Origin of the sequence: Streptomyces sp. NPDC006529, from assembly GCF_040611795.1 — a bacterium.
Lineage (GTDB): Bacteria > Actinomycetota > Actinomycetes > Streptomycetales > Streptomycetaceae > Streptomyces.
This window is the reverse complement of record NZ_JBEXPB010000025.1, coordinates 38,507-57,087: the sequence shown is the minus strand read 5'-3', so window position 1 is coordinate 57,087 and position 18,581 is coordinate 38,507. Positions and strand designations below refer to the sequence as shown.

Here is an 18,581-nt window from a genome sequence, read left to right as displayed (position 1 = left end):
CAGATGCACACGGCACCACCCGCAGTACTGACTGGAGCCCTCTCGACTGGCCCGCCGTCCCGGCCGAGGGGGCTCGGCCATGTCCGGGCGGGCGCCGGCGCCACTGGCCCACGCACCGGTCGCGCTAGCGCAACTGGTCGACGTACCGGTCCGTGCCCGGCACCGTCGGGATGAACGGCGCCACCAGCTCCACCCGCCCGCCGAGGCCGGCCGCCGCGACCTCCGCGTCCAGCCCCCGGAAGCCGTCCCAGCAGCTGCGCGGGTCGGCCTCCAGGAACCACAGCAGCGTCAGCCGGGTGCCGACCCCCTCGACCTGCTTGACGTACGTCATCCGGTCGCCCGGCAGCGGGGTCGGCCGGAAGACCGTCACCATCGCGGCCTGCGAGCCCTGGAGGCGCTGCGGCAGGTGCCGCGTGCGCAGCCACTCCAGCAGCCGGGCCCGCTGCCCGGAGTCCTCCGCGTCGATCACCTGGAGGACGAGTCCCCCGTACGGGTGGTCCATCGCGTGGTAGTCCCGGGGCCCGGCGGCGCCGTCGCGGTAGACGGTCGCCTCGTGGTCCTGGAAGGCGGTGAAGACGTGCGTGCGGTCCTGGTAGACGCGGCCGTCGCGGTTGAGCCGCTTGTTGATGCCGACGGTCCACTTCATGTGCTCGTCGTAGCGGCCCTCGGTCACCCAGTACGTCGAGAGGTAGCACCCGGTGGTGACCGGCTGGGCGACGGCGGACTTCTCGGGGTAGCGCAGCTCCTGGAGTTCGCGGGTGGCGACCCAGCGCCGCCCGGCGAACATCCACGGCATGGCCATGGCCCCCGCGTAGTAGTGGTCGTCCTCGTACCAGCGGTTGTAGGCGAACTCGTGGCCCGGGTGCGGCTCGACCATGGTGATCAGGGCGTGTCCCGGGTGGACGCCGTACGGGCCGACGGACGCGAGTGCGGCGTAGTCGTCGGGGCGGGTGTCCGCGGACGGCGCGTGCTGGTCTTCTCGTGTCATGGGAACGGTCTAGCTGATGCGACGTCAGATGGGGAGGGCCGGGACCGGCCGATCCGGGCCCGCCTGCGCCCGGGAAGGCACCGGCACGGGGGTTCTCACCCCGGGGCCGGCGCCGTACCCTGACGCACCGTCAGGTCACGCATCCCGCGCACCCGCCCCGCCAGGAGCCCCGCATGCTGCTGCAAGGCAAGACCGTCATCGTCTCCGGCGTCGGCGCCGGGCTCGGCCACCAGGTCGCCGCCACCGTCGTCCGCGACGGCGGCAACGCCGTCCTCGGCGCCCGCACCGAGGCCAACCTCGCCAAGACCGCCGCCGAGATCGACCCCGACGGCGCCCACACCGCCCACCTCCCCACCGACATCACCGACGAGGCCGCGTGCGCCGCCCTCGCCGCCCTCGCCCAGGACCGCTTCGGCGGGATCGACGCGGTCGTGCACGTCGCCGCCTGGGACTCCTACTTCGGCGGGCTCCAGGACGCCGACTTCGGCACCTGGCAGCAGGTCCTCGACGTCAACCTCCTGGGCACCCTGCGGATGACCCGGGCCTGCCTGCCCGCCCTCAAGGAACGCGGCGGGTCCGTCGTCATCATCGGCACGCAGTCCGCCGTCGCCGCCCCCTCCGAGGTCCAGCAGGCCGCCTACGCCGCGTCCAAGGGCGCGCTGACCTCGGCCATGTACTCCATGGCGCGCGAACTGGGCCCGCACCGGATCCGGGTCAACACCGTGCTGCCCGGGTGGATGTGGGGGCCGCCCGTGCAGGCCTTCGTCACCTTCAGCGCGCACTCCGAGAACGTTCCGGAGGCGGAGGTACTGGCCCGGCTCACCCAGCGGATGGCGCTGCCCGAACTGGCCACCGACGGGGACGTCGCGGACGCCGCGGCGTTCCTCGCCTCCGACCGGGCCCGGGCGATAACCGGCCAGTCCCTGCTGGTCAACGCCGGTGAGCTGATGCGATGACGGGCGGCGCGACACTCCTCGCCGCCGGATCCTCGGATCGTATGCTCGCACCATGAGCACTCCGAGCAACGCTCCGGCCGGCCCGACCGACAACTCCATGCGCCGCGCGCTGAAGCGGGCGCGCGACGGCGTCGCGCTCGACGCGGCCGAGGCGGCCGTACTGCTCCAGGCGCGGGGCGCGGCCCTGGAGGACCTCGCGGCGTCCGCCGCCCGGGTCAGGGACGCCGGGCTCGCCGCCGCGGGCCGCCCGGGGGTGATCACGTACTCCCGCAAGGTCTTCATCCCCCTCACCCGCCTCTGCCGCGACACGTGCCACTACTGCACCTTCGTCACCGTCCCCGGCAAGCTGCGCCGCGCGGGCCACGGCATGTACCTCTCCCCCGACGAGGTCCTCGACATCGCCCGCCAGGGCGCGGCGATGGGATGCAAGGAAGCCCTCTTCACGCTCGGCGACCGGCCGGAGGACCGCTGGCCCGAGGCCCGCGAGTGGCTCCACGCGCACGGCTACGACGACACGCTCGCCTACGTCCGCGCCATGGCGATCCGGGTCCTGGAGGAGACGGGCCTGCTCCCGCACCTCAACCCGGGCGTGCTGACCTGGTCCGACCTCCAGCGCCTGAAGCCCGTCGCCCCCTCCATGGGCATGATGCTGGAGACCACCGCTACCCGGCTGTGGTCCGAGCCGGGCGGCCCGCACCACGGTTCGCCCGACAAGGAGCCGGCCGTGCGGCTGCGCGTCCTGGAGGACGCGGGCCGCTCGAACGTCCCCTTCACGACCGGCGTGCTGATCGGGATCGGCGAGTCCTACGAGGAGCGCGCGGACGCCTTCTTCGAGCTGCGCCGGATCCAGCGCGCCTACCACGGCATCCAGGAGGTGATCGTCCAGAACTTCCGCGCCAAGCCGGACACCGCGATGCGCGTGATGCCCGACGCGGAGCTGGAGGAGCTGGCCGCCGCCATCGCCGTCGCCCGGCACATCCTGGGCCCGTCCGCCCGGATCCAGGCCCCGCCGAACCTGGTGGACGCCGAGTACGCCCTGCTCATCGGCGCGGGCATCGACGACTGGGGCGGCGTCTCGCCGCTCACCCCCGACCACGTGAACCCCGAGCGCCCCTGGCCGCACATCGAGGAGCTGGCCGAGCGGACCGCCGCCGCCGGCTTCGAGCTGCGCGAACGCCTCACCATCTACCCGGAGTTCCTGGAGCGCGGCGAGCCCTGGCTCGATCCCCGGCTGCTCCCGCACGTCCGCGCGCTGGCCGACCCGGCGAACGGGCTCGCCGATGAGCACGCGCGGGTCGAGGGGCGGCCGTGGCAGGAGCCCGACGAGGGGTTCACCGCCACCGGGCGCACCGATCTGCACAGCACCATCGACACCGAGGGCCGCACCGGTGACCGGCGCGAGGACTTCGACCACGTCTACGGCGACTGGGACGCGCTGCGCGAGGCGGCGGCGCCCGGCATGGTGCCGGACGCCGGCGCGGCCTCCTCGGACCCCGAACGCATCGACGCCGAGGTCCGCGCGGCCCTGGCCCGGGCGGCCGACGACCCGACGAAGCTCACCGACGACCAGGCCCTCGCGCTGCTGCACGCCGACGGACCGGCGCTGGACGCGCTCTGCCGGATCGCCGACGACCTGCGCAAGTCCGTGGTCGGCGACGACGTGACGTACATCGTCACGCGGAACATCAACTTCACCAACGTCTGCTACACCGGCTGCCGCTTCTGCGCCTTCGCCCAGCGCCGCACCGACGCCGACGCCTACACCCTCTCCCTGGACCAGGTCGCCGACCGCGCCGCCCAGGCCTGGGACGTGGGCGCGGTCGAGGTGTGCATGCAGGGCGGCATCCACCCGGACCTGCCCGGGACGGCGTACTTCGACATCGCGCGCGCGGTGAAGGAGCGGGTGCCCGGCATGCACGTGCACGCCTTCTCCCCCATGGAGGTCGTCAACGGCGCCGCCCGCACCGGGATGTCGGTCCGCGACTGGCTGACGGCGGCCAAGGAGGCCGGGCTGGACTCCATCCCGGGGACCGCGGCGGAGATCCTGGATGACGAGGTCCGCTGGGTGCTCACCAAGGGCAAGCTGCCCACCGCCGACTGGATCGACGTCGTCACCACCGCGCACGAGCTGGGCATCCGCTCCTCGTCCACGATGATGTACGGGCACGTGGACCAGCCGCGGCACTGGCTCGGCCACTTCCGCACCCTGGCCCGGATCCAGCAGCGGACCGGCGGGTTCACGGAGTTCGTGACGCTGCCCTTCATCCACACCAACGCGCCGGTCTACCTGGCGGGCATCGCCCGGCCCGGCCCGACGGCCCGCGACAACCGCGCCGTGATGGCGATGGCCCGGCTGCTGCTGCACCCGCACATCACCAACATCCAGACCAGCTGGGTCAAGCTCGGCGCCGAGGGCGCGGCCGAGATGCTGCGCTCGGGCGCCAACGACCTGGGCGGGACGCTGATGGAGGAGACCATCTCCCGGATGGCCGGCTCCGGTTACGGCTCGTACAAGTCGGTCCGGGACCTCGTCGCGATCGCGGAGGCCGCCGGGCGTCCGGCGCGCGCCCGTACGACGCTGTACGGGGAGGTCCCCGAGGAGCGGCAGCGGGCGGCACGGGCCTCGGACGGGCACCTGCCCGCGCTGCTGCCCGTCCTGGAGTAGGCCGGGACGCGGGAGCGTGCGGGCTACGGCGGGGTGGCCGGAAGTACCCTCATTCCGGCCTTTCTCCGCCCACTAACGGGCCGCGCGCAGGCCTGCCTCCGGATTCGAACAGGGCGGTCCACTACAGTGCGCGCCAGAGCCCAGCGGGGGGATGCGTTCATGGACTTGGCGGCGGGAAGCGTGACGACGGGAAGCCTGGCCACCGGCCTGTGGGGCCGGGTCGAACAGCAGGACTTCCGCGGCCGGGTGCGCGGCGTCCTGCTCGGGTCCGCCCTCGGGGACGCCCTCGGCGCGCCGGTCGCCGGGCTCTCGCTGGACGGGATCCGCGAGGCCCACGGCGCGCAGGGCCTGACCGAATGCGTCCCCGCCCACGGCCGGCGCGGCGCCGTCACCGCCGCCACCCAGCTCACCCTCTTCACCGTGGACGGCCTGATACGGGCCCACGTGCGCCGGGACACCGGCGCCTGGCACCCGCCCACCGACGTCCACCACGCCTACCTGCGCTGGGCGGCCACCCAGCACGACTGGGGCCCGGACGAGCGGCGCGCGGACAACGGCTGGCTCGCCCAGGAGGAGTGGCTCTACGCCCGCCGCGACCCCGCCCGCGCCTGCCTGACCGGCTTCGGCGACGCGGTCCTCGGCACGCTGGAGCACCCCAAGAACCCGGCCGCCCGGGACTCGGGCGCCACCGTCCGCTCGGCCCCCTTCGGCCTGCTGGTCGGCTGGGAGCCCGCCCTGGTGCTCCAGCTGGCCGTCGAGTGCGCCGCCCAGAGCCACGGCCACCCCGCCGCCTCCCTGTCGGCGGGCGCCTTCGCGGTCATAGTCCACGGCCTGACCCGCGGCGAGGGCCTCGACGCGGCCGTCCAGCGGGCCCTGGGCCTGCTCGGCTCCCGGGCCGGCGGGCAGCCCGTCACCGACGCCCTCCAGCGGGCCACGGCCGCCGTCACCCAGGGCGTCCCCTCTCCCCGGATCATCGAATCGCTCCACGCGGGCGACGGCCGCAACGCCGAGGACGCCCTCGCGGTGGCGGTGTACTGCGCAATGGTCGCCGAGGACGTGCGCCACGGGCTGCGCCTCGCGGTCAACCACGGTGGCGACTCCGCCTCCAGCGGCGCCCTCTGCGGAGCGCTGCTGGGCGCCCTGCACGGCGAGACCGCCCTCCCGGCGGCCTGGCTGGCCGACCTGGAGGGACGCGCCACGCTGCTGGAGCTCTGCGACGACTTCGCCCTGGAAATGACCCAGGGCCCCGCCCTCCACGGCCCGGCGCTCTCCTCCCCGGGCTGGCTGGCCCGCTACCCGCGGGGCTGAGCCGCCCGTAACAGCCGCGCGGCACGGCTCACTTGGCCACCGGTTCACCCTGCCCACCGCGCGCGGGAGCCCGTAGCGTGACCCCACCCACGTCACGGAGGTGTCAGTACCCATGCCGAGCACGCCGACCCTGCGGATCGCCGCCACCGTCTTCCTGACCGACCGGACCATCGCGCCCGTGCCGCTCGCCCGCGCGCTCGAAGAGCGGGGTTTCTCCGGCCTCTACCTCCCCGAGCACACCCACATCCCGGTCAGCCGCGACACCCCGGCCCCGATGGGCGGCGCACTGCCCGAGGAGTACGGGCGCACCCTCGACCCGTTCGTGGCGCTCGGGCAGGCCGGCGCCGTCACCGAGCGGCTGGGGCTGGGCACCGGCATCACCCTGGTCGCGCAGCACGACCCGATCGGGCTGGCCAAGCAGGTCGCCACCCTCGACCACCTCTCCGGGGGCCGGTTCACCCTCGGCCTCGGCTACGGCTGGAACGTCGAGGAGGCCGCCGACCACGGGGTGGAGTGGCGGGCCCGGCGGGAGCTGGTGCGGGACCGGATGGCGCTGATGCGCGCGCTGTGGGCGCCCGAACCGACCGCGTACACCGGCCCCTTCGGCAGCGTCCGGGCCAGCTCGGCCTTCCCCAAGCCGGTGCAGCCGCCCCGCGAACTCACCCCGGGCGTACCGCTGTACGGTCCGCGCACCCTGATCGGCGGCGCCGCCGGACCCAAGCTCTTCGCCGCGATCGCCGACCACGCCGACGGCTGGATGCCCATCGGCGGCGGCGGCCTCACCGAGTCGCTGCCCGCGCTGCGCGGGGTGTGGGAGGCGGCGGGACGCGATCCGAAGTCGCTCCAAGTGGTCCCGTACGCCGTCCGGCCGACCCCCGGCAAACTCGCCCACTACGCCGAGCTGGGCATCGAGGAGGTCGTCCTGCAACTGCCCTCGGCGGACGCGACCGAGGTCCTGCGGACCCTGGACGAGTACGCCCCGTACCTCTGAACGACCCGCCTCCCGGCCCTCACCTCCTTGGACCCGACCTCGTGAACGCACCCGCAAGCACGGCCCCGGCCGGCGGCGACGCGCAGGAGTGGCAGAGCGCCCTGCTGCGGCTCCTGGACGACCCGTACGTGTTCGCCGCGGCGGGGGCGCGCCGGCACCCGGACTGGGCCGCGGACGTCCTCGCCGTGCTGCGCCGCGAGAACGCCGACCCCCGGGAATGGGCCGGCCTCGACTGGGACCGGGACGGCGAGGAACGAGCCGCGGCCGGACCCTCGTTCCCCTTCCGCGCCGGCCTCACCCCCGACGGCCTGCGCGCGGCGCTGCACCCGCTGGAGCACGCCGCCGCCGTCGACCTGCTCGCCTCCCTCACCCAGGAGTGGACCTTCGAGCCGGCCCCGCTGTACGGCCGCGCGCCCGCGGAGCGGGAGGCCGTACGGGAGGACGCCCGCACCCTGTTGCGGCGCTTCGGCCCGGGCGGGGCGGCGTCGTACTGGACCACCTCCCGGCTCGCCCGCACGACCACCGCCCCGGACTTCCTCCGGGCCCGGCTGGAGGGCGGCGGGACCCCTCTCACCGACTACGCCGAGGAAGTCGGCCTGATCGTGACCGCCCCGCCCGAGACGGGCGAGGTGGGCGTCTTCTGGTCGTTCAACGCGACCTGACATCCGCGACCCGGCGCGTCCGGGACGGAACGCCCGGGTAATCCGTTGAACGGACCCGCACCCCCCGGTGTAGAAAGAGATGCCCAAGGGACCCCAAAGGGATGCCCAAGGCACCTCGTATGATCGGCCGGTCGACCGGCACGCATTTCCTGGGGGGAAATCAACCATGCGCACCCGCGCGTTCCGCAGAGCGCTCGTATCCCTGCTCGCCGCCTCCGCCGCGAGCGTCCTCATCCCGGCGGCCGCCTCGCCGGCCGCCGCCGCACCGGCCGAGTGCCACGGCCCCAAGGGCGGCACGCTCGCGGAGATCCGCCCCGGCCAGCGCCTGGAGTCCGGCGCCCGCCTGGCGGACCTGGTCAGCGCGGCCGAGCTGGTCATGCAGGGCGACGGGAACCTGGTGCTGTACGCACTCGGCACGCCGGGCGGCTACAAGCTCCCCCTGTGGAACAGCGGGACCTACGGCAACCCCGGCGCCTACGCCACCATGCAGGAAGACGGAAACTTCGTCATCTACAAGCAGGGCGGCGGCGCACAGACCGGCGGCGGGATCTGGCACACCGCCACCTACGGCAGCGGGACCGGTACCGTACGGGCCTCCCTGCTCGGCGGCGCGTTCGTCGTCGAAGGCCGCAACCCGGGCCCGTACTGGTCGACCGGGAGCGCGGAGCGCGAGGCGTGGCTCTGCTCGGAGTACGCGACGGCCGCCGAGGCGTGGTGGTCCGGGAACTGGGCCCAGTCCGCATCCGTGTGGCTGGTGCTCCAGCGGGACAACAACCTCGTCATGTACCGCAAGAGCGACGGCAAGGCCATCTGGAACAGCGGCACCTACGGGGGCGCCCACCGGCTGGACCTGCAGATGGCCCCCAAGGACCGCGGCGACCTGACGCTCGTCGAGGAGAACCGCACCGCGGTGCGCTGGCGCACCGGTACGGCCGGAAACGACGGCGCCTACGCCCTCCTCCAGGACGACGGCAACTTCGTCGTCTACAAGAAGGACGGCGGCCCCGGCAAGGGCGGCGGCCTCTGGAACACCGGCACGTACAACAAGATCTGACCGAACAGCACCTTATGCACCACGGGGGAAGCCCGACCATGCGCCACCACCTGCTCCGCGGAGCCCTGAGCGCCCTGCTCGCCGCCTGCGCCACGACCGTCCTGGTCCCGGCGACGGCGTCGGCCACCGAAGACCCCGGCCAGTGCCGGACCGGTGCGACCGGCCGCAGTTCCGACCTGCGCCCCGGCGAGCGCCTCGCATCGGGCGCGAGCCTCGTACCGACGCCCGGCAAGACGGAACTTGTCATGCAGAGCGACGGGAACCTCGTCATCTACGCGCTCGGCACTCCGGGCGGCTACAAGCTTCCGCTGTGGCAAAGCGGCACCTACGGCAACCCCGGCGCCTACGCCACCATGCAGGAAGACGGCAACTTCGTCATCTACAAGCAGGGCGGCAGCGCACAGACCGGCGGCGGGATCTGGCACACCGCCACCTACGGCGACCGGGCCAACAGCTACCCGGCCGCCTCCATGCGGGACGACGGCCAGCTCGTGGTGTCCGGCCACGCCCAGAACTCGTTCTGGTCCAACACCCCCGAGCAGCACGTCAGGGTGTGCTCCTCCGACATGGCCTGGGGCCGCGGCTTCTGGGCCCAGTCCGCGTCCGTGTGGCTGGTGCTCCAGCGGGACGACAACCTCGTCATGTACCGCAAGAGCGACGGCAAGGCCATCTGGGGCAGCGGCACCTACGGCAGCCGGAGCGCCCTGAACCTGGAGATCGGGGACCACGGCGACCTGGTCCTGCGCGAGGGGGACCGCAACGGAACGGTCCGCTGGCACACCGGGACCGGCGGCAACGACGGCGCCTACGCGCTCCTCCAGGACGACGGCAACTTCGTCGTCTACAAGCAGAGCGGCGGCCCCGGCAAGGGCGGGGGCCTGTGGAACACCGGTACGTACAACAAGATCTGACCGAGCAGCACCTTATGCACCACGGGGGAAAAACCATGCGCCACCGCTTCGTCCGCACCACGTTCATATCCGCACTCGCCGCCACCGCCCTGGCCTCGCTGGTCCCGGCCACGGCGCACGCCGCGCCCGGGCCCCTGCCCGGGATGGCCGAGTGCGACGAGCCCTACGACCGCCGCGAGACCCTCCTGAACGCCGGCCAGCGGCTCGCACCGGGCGAGAAGATGACCAGCCCGACCGGGTCGACCGAGCTGGTCATGCAGGGCGACGGGAACCTGGTGCTGTACGCGCTCGGCAATCCGGGCGGCTACAAGCTCCCGCTGTGGAACAGCGCCACCTACGGCAACCCCGGCGCGTACGCCACCATGCAGCAGGACGGCAACTTCGTCATCTACAAGCAGGGCGGCAGCGCCGAGACCGGCGGCGGCATCTGGCACACCGCCACCTACGGCGACCACGCGGAGAACACGCCCGTGGCGAAGCTGGAGGCGGACGGCAACTTCAAGGTCATCGGCCGCAAGGACGACAAGTGGGGGCTGCACTGGACAACCCTGCGGTCGGAGAACACCACGAAGGTGTGCGCCGAGGACGCGCAGCACGAGTACCGCTACTGGTTCACGGGCGACTGGGCCCAGTCCGCGTCCGTCTGGCTGGTCATCCAGCCCGACAACAACCTCGTGATGTACCGCAAGAGCGACGGCAAGGCCATCTGGAACACCGGCACGTACGGCACGGGCTTCCAGGTGCTGGAACTGCGCATGGGCACCGACGGTGACCTGTTCATGCGCGACTGGATGGGCGGGAAGAAGGTCGTCTGGAGCGCCGGCACCACCAACAACCCCGGCGCCTACGCCCTCCTCCAGGACGACGGCAACTTCGTCGTCTACACGGCGGACGGCGGCCCCGGCAAGGGCGGCGCCCTCTGGCAGTCCGGCACCTGGAACAAGGTCTGATCCTTCCGGACCGGTTACGGGCCCCGCACCCGCCCTCGGGCACCCGACCCGCCCCCTCACGACCCGTACAAGGCGTCGATCTCCGCCGCGTAGCGTTTCGCCACCGCCGCGCGGCGGAGTTTCAGGGTCGGGGTCAGGGCGCCCGACTCCACGGTGAATTCCGTGTCCAGGATGTGGAAGGCGCGGATGCGGGCCGGTCGGGAGACGGTGGCGTTGGCCTCGGCCACCGCCGCCTCCACCAGCGCGCGCACCGCCGGATGCGCGGACGGTGCGCCGGCCAGGTCGTGCCCCTCCCGGGCGGCCCAGGCGGTGATCTCCTCGGTGTCCAGGGTGATCAGGGCGACCGGGTGGGGGCGGTGGTCGCCGATCATCACCGCCCGGGAGACGAAGCGCGAGCGCTGGACGGCGAACTCCACCTCCGTCGGGGTGATGTTCTTGCCCGACGAGGTGATGATCAGTTCCTTCTTCCGGCCGGTGATCCGCAGGAACCCGTCCTCGTCCAGGGCGCCCAGGTCCCCCGTGTGCAACCACCCTCCGGGGTCGACGGCCTCCGCCGTGGCCCGCGGGTTCGCGTGGTAGCCCGGGAAGACCATCGGGCCCCGGGCCAGCACCTCGCCGTCGTCCGCGATCCGCACCTCGCAGCCCGCGATGGGCCGCCCGACCGTCCCGTGACGGACCGCCCCCGGGTGGTTGAGGCTGATGACCCCGGCCGACTCGGTCATTCCGTACCCCTCGAAGACCGCGATCCCGCAGGCCCGCAGGAAGTCCAGGGTCGCGGGCGCGATGGGCGCGCCGCCCGTCAGCGCCCAGCGCAGCCGCCCGCCGAGCGCCTCCCGGACCAGGGAGTGGAGGGACTTCTCCGCCGCCTCGTACGCGTCCCGCTCGGCGTCCGGCAGTGCGCCGTCCGCCGCCAGGAGGCCGAGCCGGACCGCCTCCTCGAAGCGCTCCCGGCCGCCCTCCCGGCCTTCGGCGAGGGAGAGGACGACCGAGTGCAGCTTCTCGAACAGGCGCGGCACGGACGGCAGGTGGGTCGGGCGCGCCTCGGCGAGTTCGGCGATGACGTCCTCGATCCGGCCGCCGAAGTAGCACAGTTCCCCGCCCTCCAGCAGGGTGGTGAACTGGATCAGCTGGGCCAGCAGGTGGGCCAGCGGCAGGTAGAGGTACGTCGAGTCGCCCGGCCCGCCGTTGACCAGCGGGAGGGTGGCGTCCTGGATGGCGCCGAGGTTGCCGTGGGTGAGGCGGCAGCCCTTCGGCAGGCCGGTGGTGCCGGAGGTGTAGACGAGGGACGCGTCGTCCTGCGGCCGGACCGCCGCCGCCCGGCGCCCGAGTGCGTCCGCCCCGGCCTCGTCCCCTTCCCCGTCCCCGTCGTCGACCGCCGCGAACGACGACAGGAACGGCGTGCCGCTCCGCGCCCCGTCCGCCGCCGCCCCCGCCGGGTCCATCAGCACCACCGCGCGCAGCTGCGGCAGCCCGCCCCGCAGGGCCGTCACCCGCGCCGCCTGCGTCTCGTCGTCGCAGACGGCGACCACCGCACCCGAGTCCGCGAGCACCCAGGCCAGCTCCTCCGCACCCGCCGTCGGGTACACCGGCACGATGACCGCGCCCGCCGCCAGCACCCCGAAGTGGGTGCAGGTCCACTCCGGCCGCGTCTCGGCGAGTACGGCGACCCGCTCCCCCGGCGCCACCCCGAGGGCCAGCAGCGCCCGGCCCGCCCCGTCGGCCGCGGCGTCGAGTTCGGCGTACGTCCGGGTCCGCCAGGCGCCCTCCCGCCGGTAGCGCAGGGCGGTCCGGGGCCCGTACCGCCGCGCGGTCCAGCGGGTGAACACCGCCAGCGTGTCCGGTCGCACAGCGTCCATCGGTATCGCCTCCAGAGCTGCCCGCGCGAACGGGACGGGTGGGTGTGCGGGCGTGCGGGTGGATGTGCGGGGTGCGTACGGACGACGCTAGGCAGCTGTTCGCCCCCGGCGGCATGACCGGAAGCGTCACCCCCGCTGACCGCATCGCTCATGTGCGGCTACCGTCGCGGTCATGGGGAGGCGGACGGTCACCGTGCACCACGTGCGCGCCGTGCTCGCGGGTGCGCGCGCCGCGGGCACGGACGTCGTGCCGCTGTTGCAGGAGGCGCAGATACCGCCGCTGCTGCTCGGCGACGACCGGGCGCGCGTCACGCCCGCGCAGTTCGCGCGGCTCTTCCGCGCCCTGTACCGCAGCACCCAGGACGAGTTCCTCGGCCTCGCCGCGGCCCCGAGCCGTCCCGGCACCTTCGCCATGATGTGTCACGCCGCGCTGGGCTGCCGGGACCTGGGGGCGGCCGTCGAGCGCGGCGCCGCCTTCTACCGGCTCTTCCCCGGCGGCCCGGAGCTGCACCTCGAAGTGGCGGGCGGCCAGGCCCTGTTCACCGTCCACAACGACTTCGGGCGCGACGAGGAGCGGTTCCTCACCGAGTGCCTGCTCGCCATCTTCCACCGGCTGTGCAGCTGGCTGATCGGCCGCCGGATCCCGCTCGCGCACACGGCGTTCGCCTACCCTCCGCCGCCGCACGCGCAGGAGTACGACCTGCTCTTCGACTGCCCGGTCCGGTTCGGGCAGCCGCGGACCGGTGCCGCCTTCGACGCGCGCTGGCTGGGCGCGCCGCTCGTCCGGGACGAGGCCGCGCTCGACGCGATGCTGCGCCGCGCGCCCTTCGACCTGCTGTCGCGCCCGGAGTACGGGACCACGGTCGCCGAGCAGGTGCGCCGGGCGCTGAGCCGGCAGCTCCGGGTCTCCCCGCGGCTGCCGGAGCTGGGCGAGGTCGCGGCGCGCCTCGCGGTGTCCCCGGCGACGCTGCGGCGCCGGCTGCGGGCGGACGGGACCTCCTTCCAGCAGCTCAAGGACCACGTGCGGCGGGACGCGGCGATCGCCGGGCTGGCGGAGAGCGCGGAGCCGATCGCGGAGCTGGCGGCGCGGCTGGGGTTCTCCGAGGACACCGCCTTCCACCGGGCGTTCCGCCGCTGGACGGGCACCACGCCGGGCGCCTACCGCGCGCACTCCGGCGGGGTGGATCCCGCCGAGCGGTGTCCCCTTTCGGATGACGTGCCCGGCGCGTCCGGCGGCGGGTGAGCCGGGTGTCCGGCGGCGGGTGAGCCGGGTGTGCGGCGGCGGGTGAGCCGGGTGTGAGGGGTCGGGTCAGCAAAGGTGAGCTGCCCGGTCAGCGACCTTCCGACCGGTCGGTCACTACGGTCTCCTCACCACCACCCCCACACGGACCCCTTGGGAGAGCCGCCCCATGCGTATCCGAAGCACCGCGCTCGCCGCCGTGGCCGCCCTGGCCCTGGCGGCCGGGATCCCCGCCACCACCGCGCACGCCTGGGCCGATCCGGCCGCCCCGGCGGACGCCGCCGCCCGGCCCGGTGACATCGTCGCCAGCGCCCCCTCCTCCTTCCACCCGCTGCCGGGCCAGCCCACGAACACCCGGGCCTGGAAGATCCACTACCGCTCGACCACCGCCGCCGGCGCCCCCGACGTCGTGTCCGGCACCGTGATCGTCCCGCAGGACGGCCGCACCGGCCCCCGCCCCCTGATCACCTACGCCGTCGGCACGGTCGGCCTCGACGACTCCTGCGCGCCGAGCGAGAACTTCCCGAAGGGCACCGGCCTGGAGGCCAACCTCATCCAGCAGCTCACCCTGCGCGGCTGGGCCGTGGTCGTCACCGACTACGAGGGCCTCGGCACCCCCGGCCTGCACACCTACACCGTCGGGCAGTCGGCCGGGTACGCCGTCCTGGACGCGGCGCGCGCGGCCCAGCGCCTGCCCGAGGCGGGCCTCTCTGCCGCGGGACCGGTCGGCATCATGGGGTACTCGCAGGGCGGCCAGGCCTCCAGCTGGGCCGCCGAGCTGCAGGGCGCCTACGCCCCCGAACTCCAGGTCAAGGGGACCGCGACCGGCGGGGTCCCGGCGGACCTGCTCAAGGTCGCCGCGTTCAACGACGGCTCCTACGGCTCCGGCCTCGTCTTCATGGCCGCGGCGGGCCAGGACGCGGCCTTCCCCGAGCTGAAGCTGGACTCCTACCTCAACCCGGCGGGCAAGCTCCTCGTCGACCACCTCAAGACCCACTGCGTCGCCATCGACGCGGCCGTCGGCTCCTTCAAGCGGATCGCCGACATGACGACGAGGGACCCGCTGGCCCAGCCCGACTGGCAGGCCCGGCTGCACCAGTCGAAGCTCGGCCGGACGGCGCCGGCCGCGCCGGTGTACCAGTACCACGCGGTGGGCGACGAGCTGATCCCCTACGCGGTCGGCAAGCAGCTGCGCGCCGACTGGTGCGCCAAGGGCGCCGACGTCGACTGGAACCCGATCCGGGTCGGCGGCCACGTCACCGGGGTCATCACCGAGGCCGTCGCGGCGGGCAACTGGCTCGCCGACCGCTTCGCCGGGCGCCCCGCGCACGGCAACTGCTGACCTGTGCAAGGCCTTTCACCGCCCCGCCGGTCATTCACCGGCGGGGCACGCGCGCGTCCCGCGCGCCAGCTCCCCGTCGACGAGGAAGGCGTTCACCCGCTCGCGCACGCACCCGGAGTGGAAGTAGGCGGCGTGCCCGCCGCCCTTGTAGTCCAGCACCACCGCCGAGCCGAGCCGCGCCGCGGTCTCCTCGGTCCAGCGGTACGGGGTCGCCGGGTCCCCGCGCGTGCCGACCAGCAGCATCGGCGGGGCGCCCGGCCGGTCGATGGCACGCAGGTAGCCGCTGCCCGCGGGGCGGCCGTAGCAGGACAGCACCGTCTTCAGCTGGTGCGGCCCGAAGAGTGGCGAGGCGGCGCGGAACTCGGCGGCCCGGGACTCGATCTCCTTCTCGATCGCGGCCGGGGACGCCTTGTCCGCGCCCCGGTCGGGATCGTCGGCGCAGTTCACGGCGACCAGCGCGGCGGCCGGGTTGTCGGCGGGCACCTGGTGCCCGGTGGCCGGGCCCGTCTGCGGGGGCGGCGGGCCGGCCGGGCCGCCCAGCACCAGCAGGCCCGTCGGGTCGCCGTCGCGTTCGGCCGTCGCCAGCCCGTCGGCGAGCGCGGGCCAGGACTCCTCGGAGTACAGCGCCCCGGCGATGGCCGCGACGAGGTCCTTCCCCGTGAAGGGCGAGCCGTCGCCGCCGGTCAGCGGCTCCGCGTCGAGCCGTGCGACGAGGGCGTTGAGGTGCTCCTTGGCGCTGCGCGTGTTGGTCCCGGCCGCGCAGCCCGCCCGGCGGGTGCACCAGCGCAGGAAGTCCTCCAGCGCCCGCTGCTGCCCCTCGGCGGTGGCGAGCGCCTGCTGGTCCAGCGGTTCGGTCAGCGTGTCGACCCCGTCGAGGACCATCCGCCCGACGCGGTGCGGGAACTGGGCGGCGTACGCCGCGCCGAGCCGGGTCCCGTAGGAGAAGCCGAGGTAGTGCAGCTTCTCCTCGCCGAGCACCCGGCGCATCACCTCCAGGTCGCGCGCCACGTGGACGGTCCCGATGTACGGGAGCACGGGCCCGGAGTGCCGGGCGCAGCGCGCGGCCACCGCGCGCAGGGCCGCGAGCTGCGCGGCGGGGTCGTCCCCGGTCCCGGGGTCCGGGTCGAGGGAGCCGCCGCAGCTGACCGGGGCGCTGTGGCCGACCCCGCGCGGGTCGAAGGCGACCAGGTCGTAGGACTCGCCGAGGTCGGCGAAGCTCTTGGGGTCGGCGGCCAGGGCTTCGATGCCGGGGGCGCCGGGGCCGCCGAAGTTCAGCACCAGCGAGCCGAGCCGTTTGCGGCCGGTGGCGGGGATCCTGGCCATGGCCACCCCGAGCGTCCCCTTGGCCGGGTCGGCGTGGTCGACGGGCACGGTGAGGGTGGCGCAGCGCATCGCGGCTGGCGCGCCGGGCTGGTCCGGGCAGCCGCCCCAGCGCAGCCGCTGCCCGGCGAAGCGGGCGAGCGGGTCGGGGCCGGTGCGGGGGCCCGTGACCGGTGCGGCGCCCGGGCCCGTACGCGTGGCAGGTGGGGCGCCCGTGCGTACGGCCGGTGCGGCGCCCGGGCCGGTGCCGAGGGCGGCCAGGGCCGCCAGGGCGAGGCACACGGCGGCGCCGCGACGGGGGCCGGGGCCGCTGCGGGGGCGGCGGGACGGGTGGGAACGACGGGAACGGTACCGGTGCACGGCGCCCTCCTCGGCGGCTGCCCCCGGACCACCATAAACGGGCCGCTCCGGTCCCGCCCGCGCACGCGGAACCCCCTACCGCCGGTACAGCTCCTCGATCTCCCGGGCGTGGTCGCGGGCCACCGCCGCCCGCCGGATCTTCATCGAGGGGGTGAGGTGGCCGCGCGCTTCGGTGAAGTCCGTGGGCAGCACCGCGAAGCGGCGAATCGATTCCGCACGCGAGACCAGCTTGTTCGCCTCGTCCACCGCCTTCTGGATCTCCGCGTGCAGCTCCGGGTCGCGGACCAGTTCGGGCAGCGGCATCCGCTGCTTCTTGTGCATCTGCCGCCAGTGCGTCAGCCCCTCCGGCTCCAGGGTGACGAGCGCGGTGACGTACGGCCGGTTGTCGCCCAGGACCATGCACTGGCTGACGAGCGGGTGGGCGCGGAGCCAGTCCTCCAGGGGCGCGGGGGCGACGTTCTTGCCGCCCGAGGTGATGATGACGTCCTTCTTGCGGCCGGTGATGGTCAGGTACCCGTCGGCGTCGAGTTCGCCGATGTCGCCGGTGGCGAACCAGCTGCCCGGTGGCAGGCCCTCGCCGCTGTTCCAGTACCCGGCGAAGACGTGGCGGCCCCACAGCAGCACCTCGCCGTCGTCCGCGATCCGCACGGCGGTGCCGGGCAGCGGCCAGCCGACGGTGCCGAGGCGGGGCCGCAGCGGCGGCGTCACCGTGCTGGCCCCGGTCGTTTCCGTGAGCCCGTACCCCTCGAACACCTCGATGCCCGCGCCCGTGTAGAAGGCGGCGAGGCGGCGGCCGAGCGGGGAGCCGCCGCTCAGGACGTAGCGCACCCGGCCGCCGAGGGCGGCCCGGATCCGGCGGTAGACCAGCGGATCGTAGAGCGCCCGGGCGGCGCGCAGCCCCATCCCCGGGGACGCACCCTCGGCCACTTCGCCCCAGCGCTGCGCGATGCGGGCGGCCCGGTCGAAGGAGGCGGCGCGGCCCATCGACTCGGCGGTGGCGCGGGCGGTGTTGTAGACCTTTTCCAGCACGTAGGGGATGGCCAGCAGGAAGGTCGGGCGGAAACCGGCCAGGTCGGCGAGCAGGTCGTCGGTCTGGATGCTCGGGGCGTGGCCCAGCTTGACGCGGGCACGCATGCAGCCGATGGCGACCGTGCGGCCGAAGACGTGGGAGAGCGGCAGGAAGAGGAGCGTCGAGGCGGGGTCCTTGCTCACGGACCGGAAGACGGGGTGCAGCAGGGCGACCGAATTGTCGGCCTCGGCAAGGAAGTTGCCGTGGGTCAGCACGCAGCCCTTGGGACGCCCGGTGGTGCCCGAGGTGTAGAGGAGGCTGGCGACGGAGCCGGGCTCGCAGCGCTCGCGGCGCTCGTGCACGAGGGCGTCCGGGATCCGCTCCCCGGCCTTGACCAGGCGGGCGATGGCGCCGGTGTCGAACTCCCACAGGTGCGCGAGGCCGGGCAGCGCGACCCGTTCGCCGCTGATCACCCGGGCCTGCGCGGTGTCCTCGACCGCGCAGGCGACGGCGCCGGAGTCCTCGATGATCCAGCGGGCCTGGTGGGCGGAGGATGTGGGGTAGATCGGTACGGTGACCAGCCCGGCCGCCCAGCCCGCGAAGTCGAGCAGGGTCCACTCGTAGGTGGTGCGGGCCATGATGGCGAGCCGGTCGCCGGGCCGCAGCCCCTCGGCGATCAGGCCCTTGGCTACGGCGAGCACCTCGGCGGCGAAGGCGGCGGCGCTCACGTCGTGCCAGACGCCGTTCGCGTCCTTGCGGGCGAGCACGGGCTCGGCGGGGGCCTGACGGGCGTTGTCGAAGGGGATGTCCCCCAGCGTCCCGTGGGCCGAGGCGCCGACCAGCGCGGGCACCGACACCTCCCGGACCACCCCGTCGATCACCGTCTTGACGGGTTCCACCAGCTGCGGAGGCTGTTCCAGCTCGGCTTCCACGGTGCACGCTCCTTGACCCGGCACGAGTGTTACCGCC

General features: G+C 74.2%; 14 protein-coding genes. 10 read left to right on the top strand and 4 right to left on the bottom strand.

All coding sequences use genetic code 11. The annotated features are described in order from the left end of the window. Positions 1 to 124 precede the first annotated feature (124 nt). Entirely contained in the window at positions 125 to 988 is an 864-nt protein-coding gene (locus tag ABZY31_RS18825) for a hypothetical protein (protein ID WP_356411663.1), read from the bottom strand. A gap of 173 nt (positions 989 to 1,161) precedes the next feature. Here ABZY31_RS18825 and ABZY31_RS18820 point away from each other — a divergent pair, with 173 nt between their 5' ends. The 8 genes from ABZY31_RS18820 (at position 1,162) to ABZY31_RS18785 (ending at position 10,485) form a co-directional block, all read left to right on the top strand. Beyond that, a complete protein-coding gene (locus ABZY31_RS18820) occupies positions 1,162 to 1,944 on the top strand; it encodes an SDR family oxidoreductase (protein ID WP_356411660.1) in 783 nt (260 codons plus the stop codon). Between the two features lie 52 nt (positions 1,945 to 1,996). Further along, complete coding sequence (locus ABZY31_RS18815) at positions 1,997 to 4,609, top strand: bifunctional FO biosynthesis protein CofGH (RefSeq protein WP_356411657.1); 2,613 nt, start codon at positions 1,997 to 1,999, stop codon at positions 4,607 to 4,609. A 180-nt stretch (positions 4,610 to 4,789) separates the two neighbouring features. Next, complete coding sequence (locus ABZY31_RS18810; protein ID WP_356411654.1) at positions 4,790 to 5,917, top strand: ADP-ribosylglycohydrolase family protein; 1,128 nt, start codon at positions 4,790 to 4,792, stop codon at positions 5,915 to 5,917. A gap of 130 nt (positions 5,918 to 6,047) precedes the next feature. Beyond that, positions 6,048 to 6,908, top strand: a complete 861-nt coding sequence (locus tag ABZY31_RS18805) for a TIGR03619 family F420-dependent LLM class oxidoreductase (RefSeq protein WP_356411756.1) — start codon at positions 6,048 to 6,050, stop codon at positions 6,906 to 6,908. Positions 6,909 to 6,949: 41 nt separating this feature from the next. After that, a complete protein-coding gene (locus ABZY31_RS18800; RefSeq protein ID WP_356411651.1) occupies positions 6,950 to 7,570 on the top strand; it encodes a hypothetical protein in 621 nt (206 codons plus the stop codon). A 166-nt stretch (positions 7,571 to 7,736) separates the two neighbouring features. Next, positions 7,737 to 8,624 carry a hypothetical protein gene (locus tag ABZY31_RS18795; protein ID WP_356411648.1) on the top strand — a complete coding sequence of 296 codons (888 nt, stop codon included), beginning with the start codon at positions 7,737 to 7,739 and terminating at the stop codon, positions 8,622 to 8,624. A 38-nt stretch (positions 8,625 to 8,662) separates the two neighbouring features. Next, the gene (locus ABZY31_RS18790) at positions 8,663 to 9,535 is read left to right on the top strand and encodes a hypothetical protein (protein WP_356411645.1); all 873 of its coding nucleotides are present in this window, start codon (positions 8,663 to 8,665) and stop codon (positions 9,533 to 9,535) included. Between the two features lie 35 nt (positions 9,536 to 9,570). Continuing rightward, a complete protein-coding gene (locus ABZY31_RS18785) occupies positions 9,571 to 10,485 on the top strand; it encodes a hypothetical protein (RefSeq protein WP_356411642.1) in 915 nt (304 codons plus the stop codon). A 56-nt stretch (positions 10,486 to 10,541) separates the two neighbouring features. On the opposite strand, the gene ABZY31_RS18780 is transcribed toward ABZY31_RS18785, so the two are convergent. Further along, positions 10,542 to 12,341, bottom strand: coding sequence for a long-chain fatty acid--CoA ligase (locus tag ABZY31_RS18780; protein ID WP_356411640.1), 1,800 nt, complete (start codon positions 12,339 to 12,341; stop codon positions 10,542 to 10,544). A gap of 172 nt (positions 12,342 to 12,513) precedes the next feature. Between ABZY31_RS18780 and ABZY31_RS18775 the strand changes: the two genes are divergently transcribed. Further along, positions 12,514 to 13,584: an AraC family transcriptional regulator gene (locus ABZY31_RS18775; RefSeq protein ID WP_356411637.1), complete on the top strand. Its 1,071-nt coding sequence runs from the start codon at positions 12,514 to 12,516 to the stop codon at positions 13,582 to 13,584. Between the two features lie 166 nt (positions 13,585 to 13,750). After that, on the top strand, positions 13,751 to 14,923 hold the full coding sequence (locus ABZY31_RS18770; RefSeq protein WP_356411634.1) for a lipase family protein: 1,173 nt from the start codon (positions 13,751 to 13,753) through the stop codon (positions 14,921 to 14,923). Between the two features lie 30 nt (positions 14,924 to 14,953). Here the strand turns inward: ABZY31_RS18770 and ABZY31_RS18765 are convergent, their stop codons facing one another. Together ABZY31_RS18765 and ABZY31_RS18760 are read right to left on the bottom strand one after the other, a co-directional pair. Then, positions 14,954 to 16,603 (bottom strand): alpha/beta hydrolase, encoded by a 1,650-nt coding sequence (locus tag ABZY31_RS18765; protein ID WP_356411631.1) that lies wholly within the window; start codon positions 16,601 to 16,603, stop codon positions 14,954 to 14,956. A 75-nt stretch (positions 16,604 to 16,678) separates the two neighbouring features. After that, positions 16,679 to 18,544 (bottom strand): AMP-dependent synthetase/ligase, encoded by a 1,866-nt coding sequence (locus ABZY31_RS18760; RefSeq protein WP_356411628.1) that lies wholly within the window; start codon positions 18,542 to 18,544, stop codon positions 16,679 to 16,681. Between the last annotated feature and the right edge of the window lie 37 nt (positions 18,545 to 18,581).

Excerpts from the sequence above, each read along its gene's own strand:
- ABZY31_RS18825 (WP_356411663.1), bottom strand. The coding sequence starts at position 988 with ATGACACGAGAAGACCAGCACGCGCCGTCCGCGGACACCCGCCCCGAC.
- ABZY31_RS18820 (WP_356411660.1), top strand. The coding sequence starts at position 1,162 with ATGCTGCTGCAAGGCAAGACCGTCATCGTCTCCGGCGTCGGCGCCGGG.
- ABZY31_RS18815 (WP_356411657.1), top strand. The coding sequence starts at position 1,997 with ATGAGCACTCCGAGCAACGCTCCGGCCGGCCCGACCGACAACTCCATG.
- ABZY31_RS18795 (WP_356411648.1), top strand. The coding sequence starts at position 7,737 with ATGCGCACCCGCGCGTTCCGCAGAGCGCTCGTATCCCTGCTCGCCGCC.
- ABZY31_RS18790 (WP_356411645.1), top strand. The coding sequence starts at position 8,663 with ATGCGCCACCACCTGCTCCGCGGAGCCCTGAGCGCCCTGCTCGCCGCC.
- ABZY31_RS18785 (WP_356411642.1), top strand. The coding sequence starts at position 9,571 with ATGCGCCACCGCTTCGTCCGCACCACGTTCATATCCGCACTCGCCGCC.
- ABZY31_RS18780 (WP_356411640.1), bottom strand. The coding sequence starts at position 12,341 with ATGGACGCTGTGCGACCGGACACGCTGGCGGTGTTCACCCGCTGGACC.
- ABZY31_RS18775 (WP_356411637.1), top strand. The coding sequence starts at position 12,514 with ATGGGGAGGCGGACGGTCACCGTGCACCACGTGCGCGCCGTGCTCGCG.
- ABZY31_RS18770 (WP_356411634.1), top strand. The coding sequence starts at position 13,751 with ATGCGTATCCGAAGCACCGCGCTCGCCGCCGTGGCCGCCCTGGCCCTG.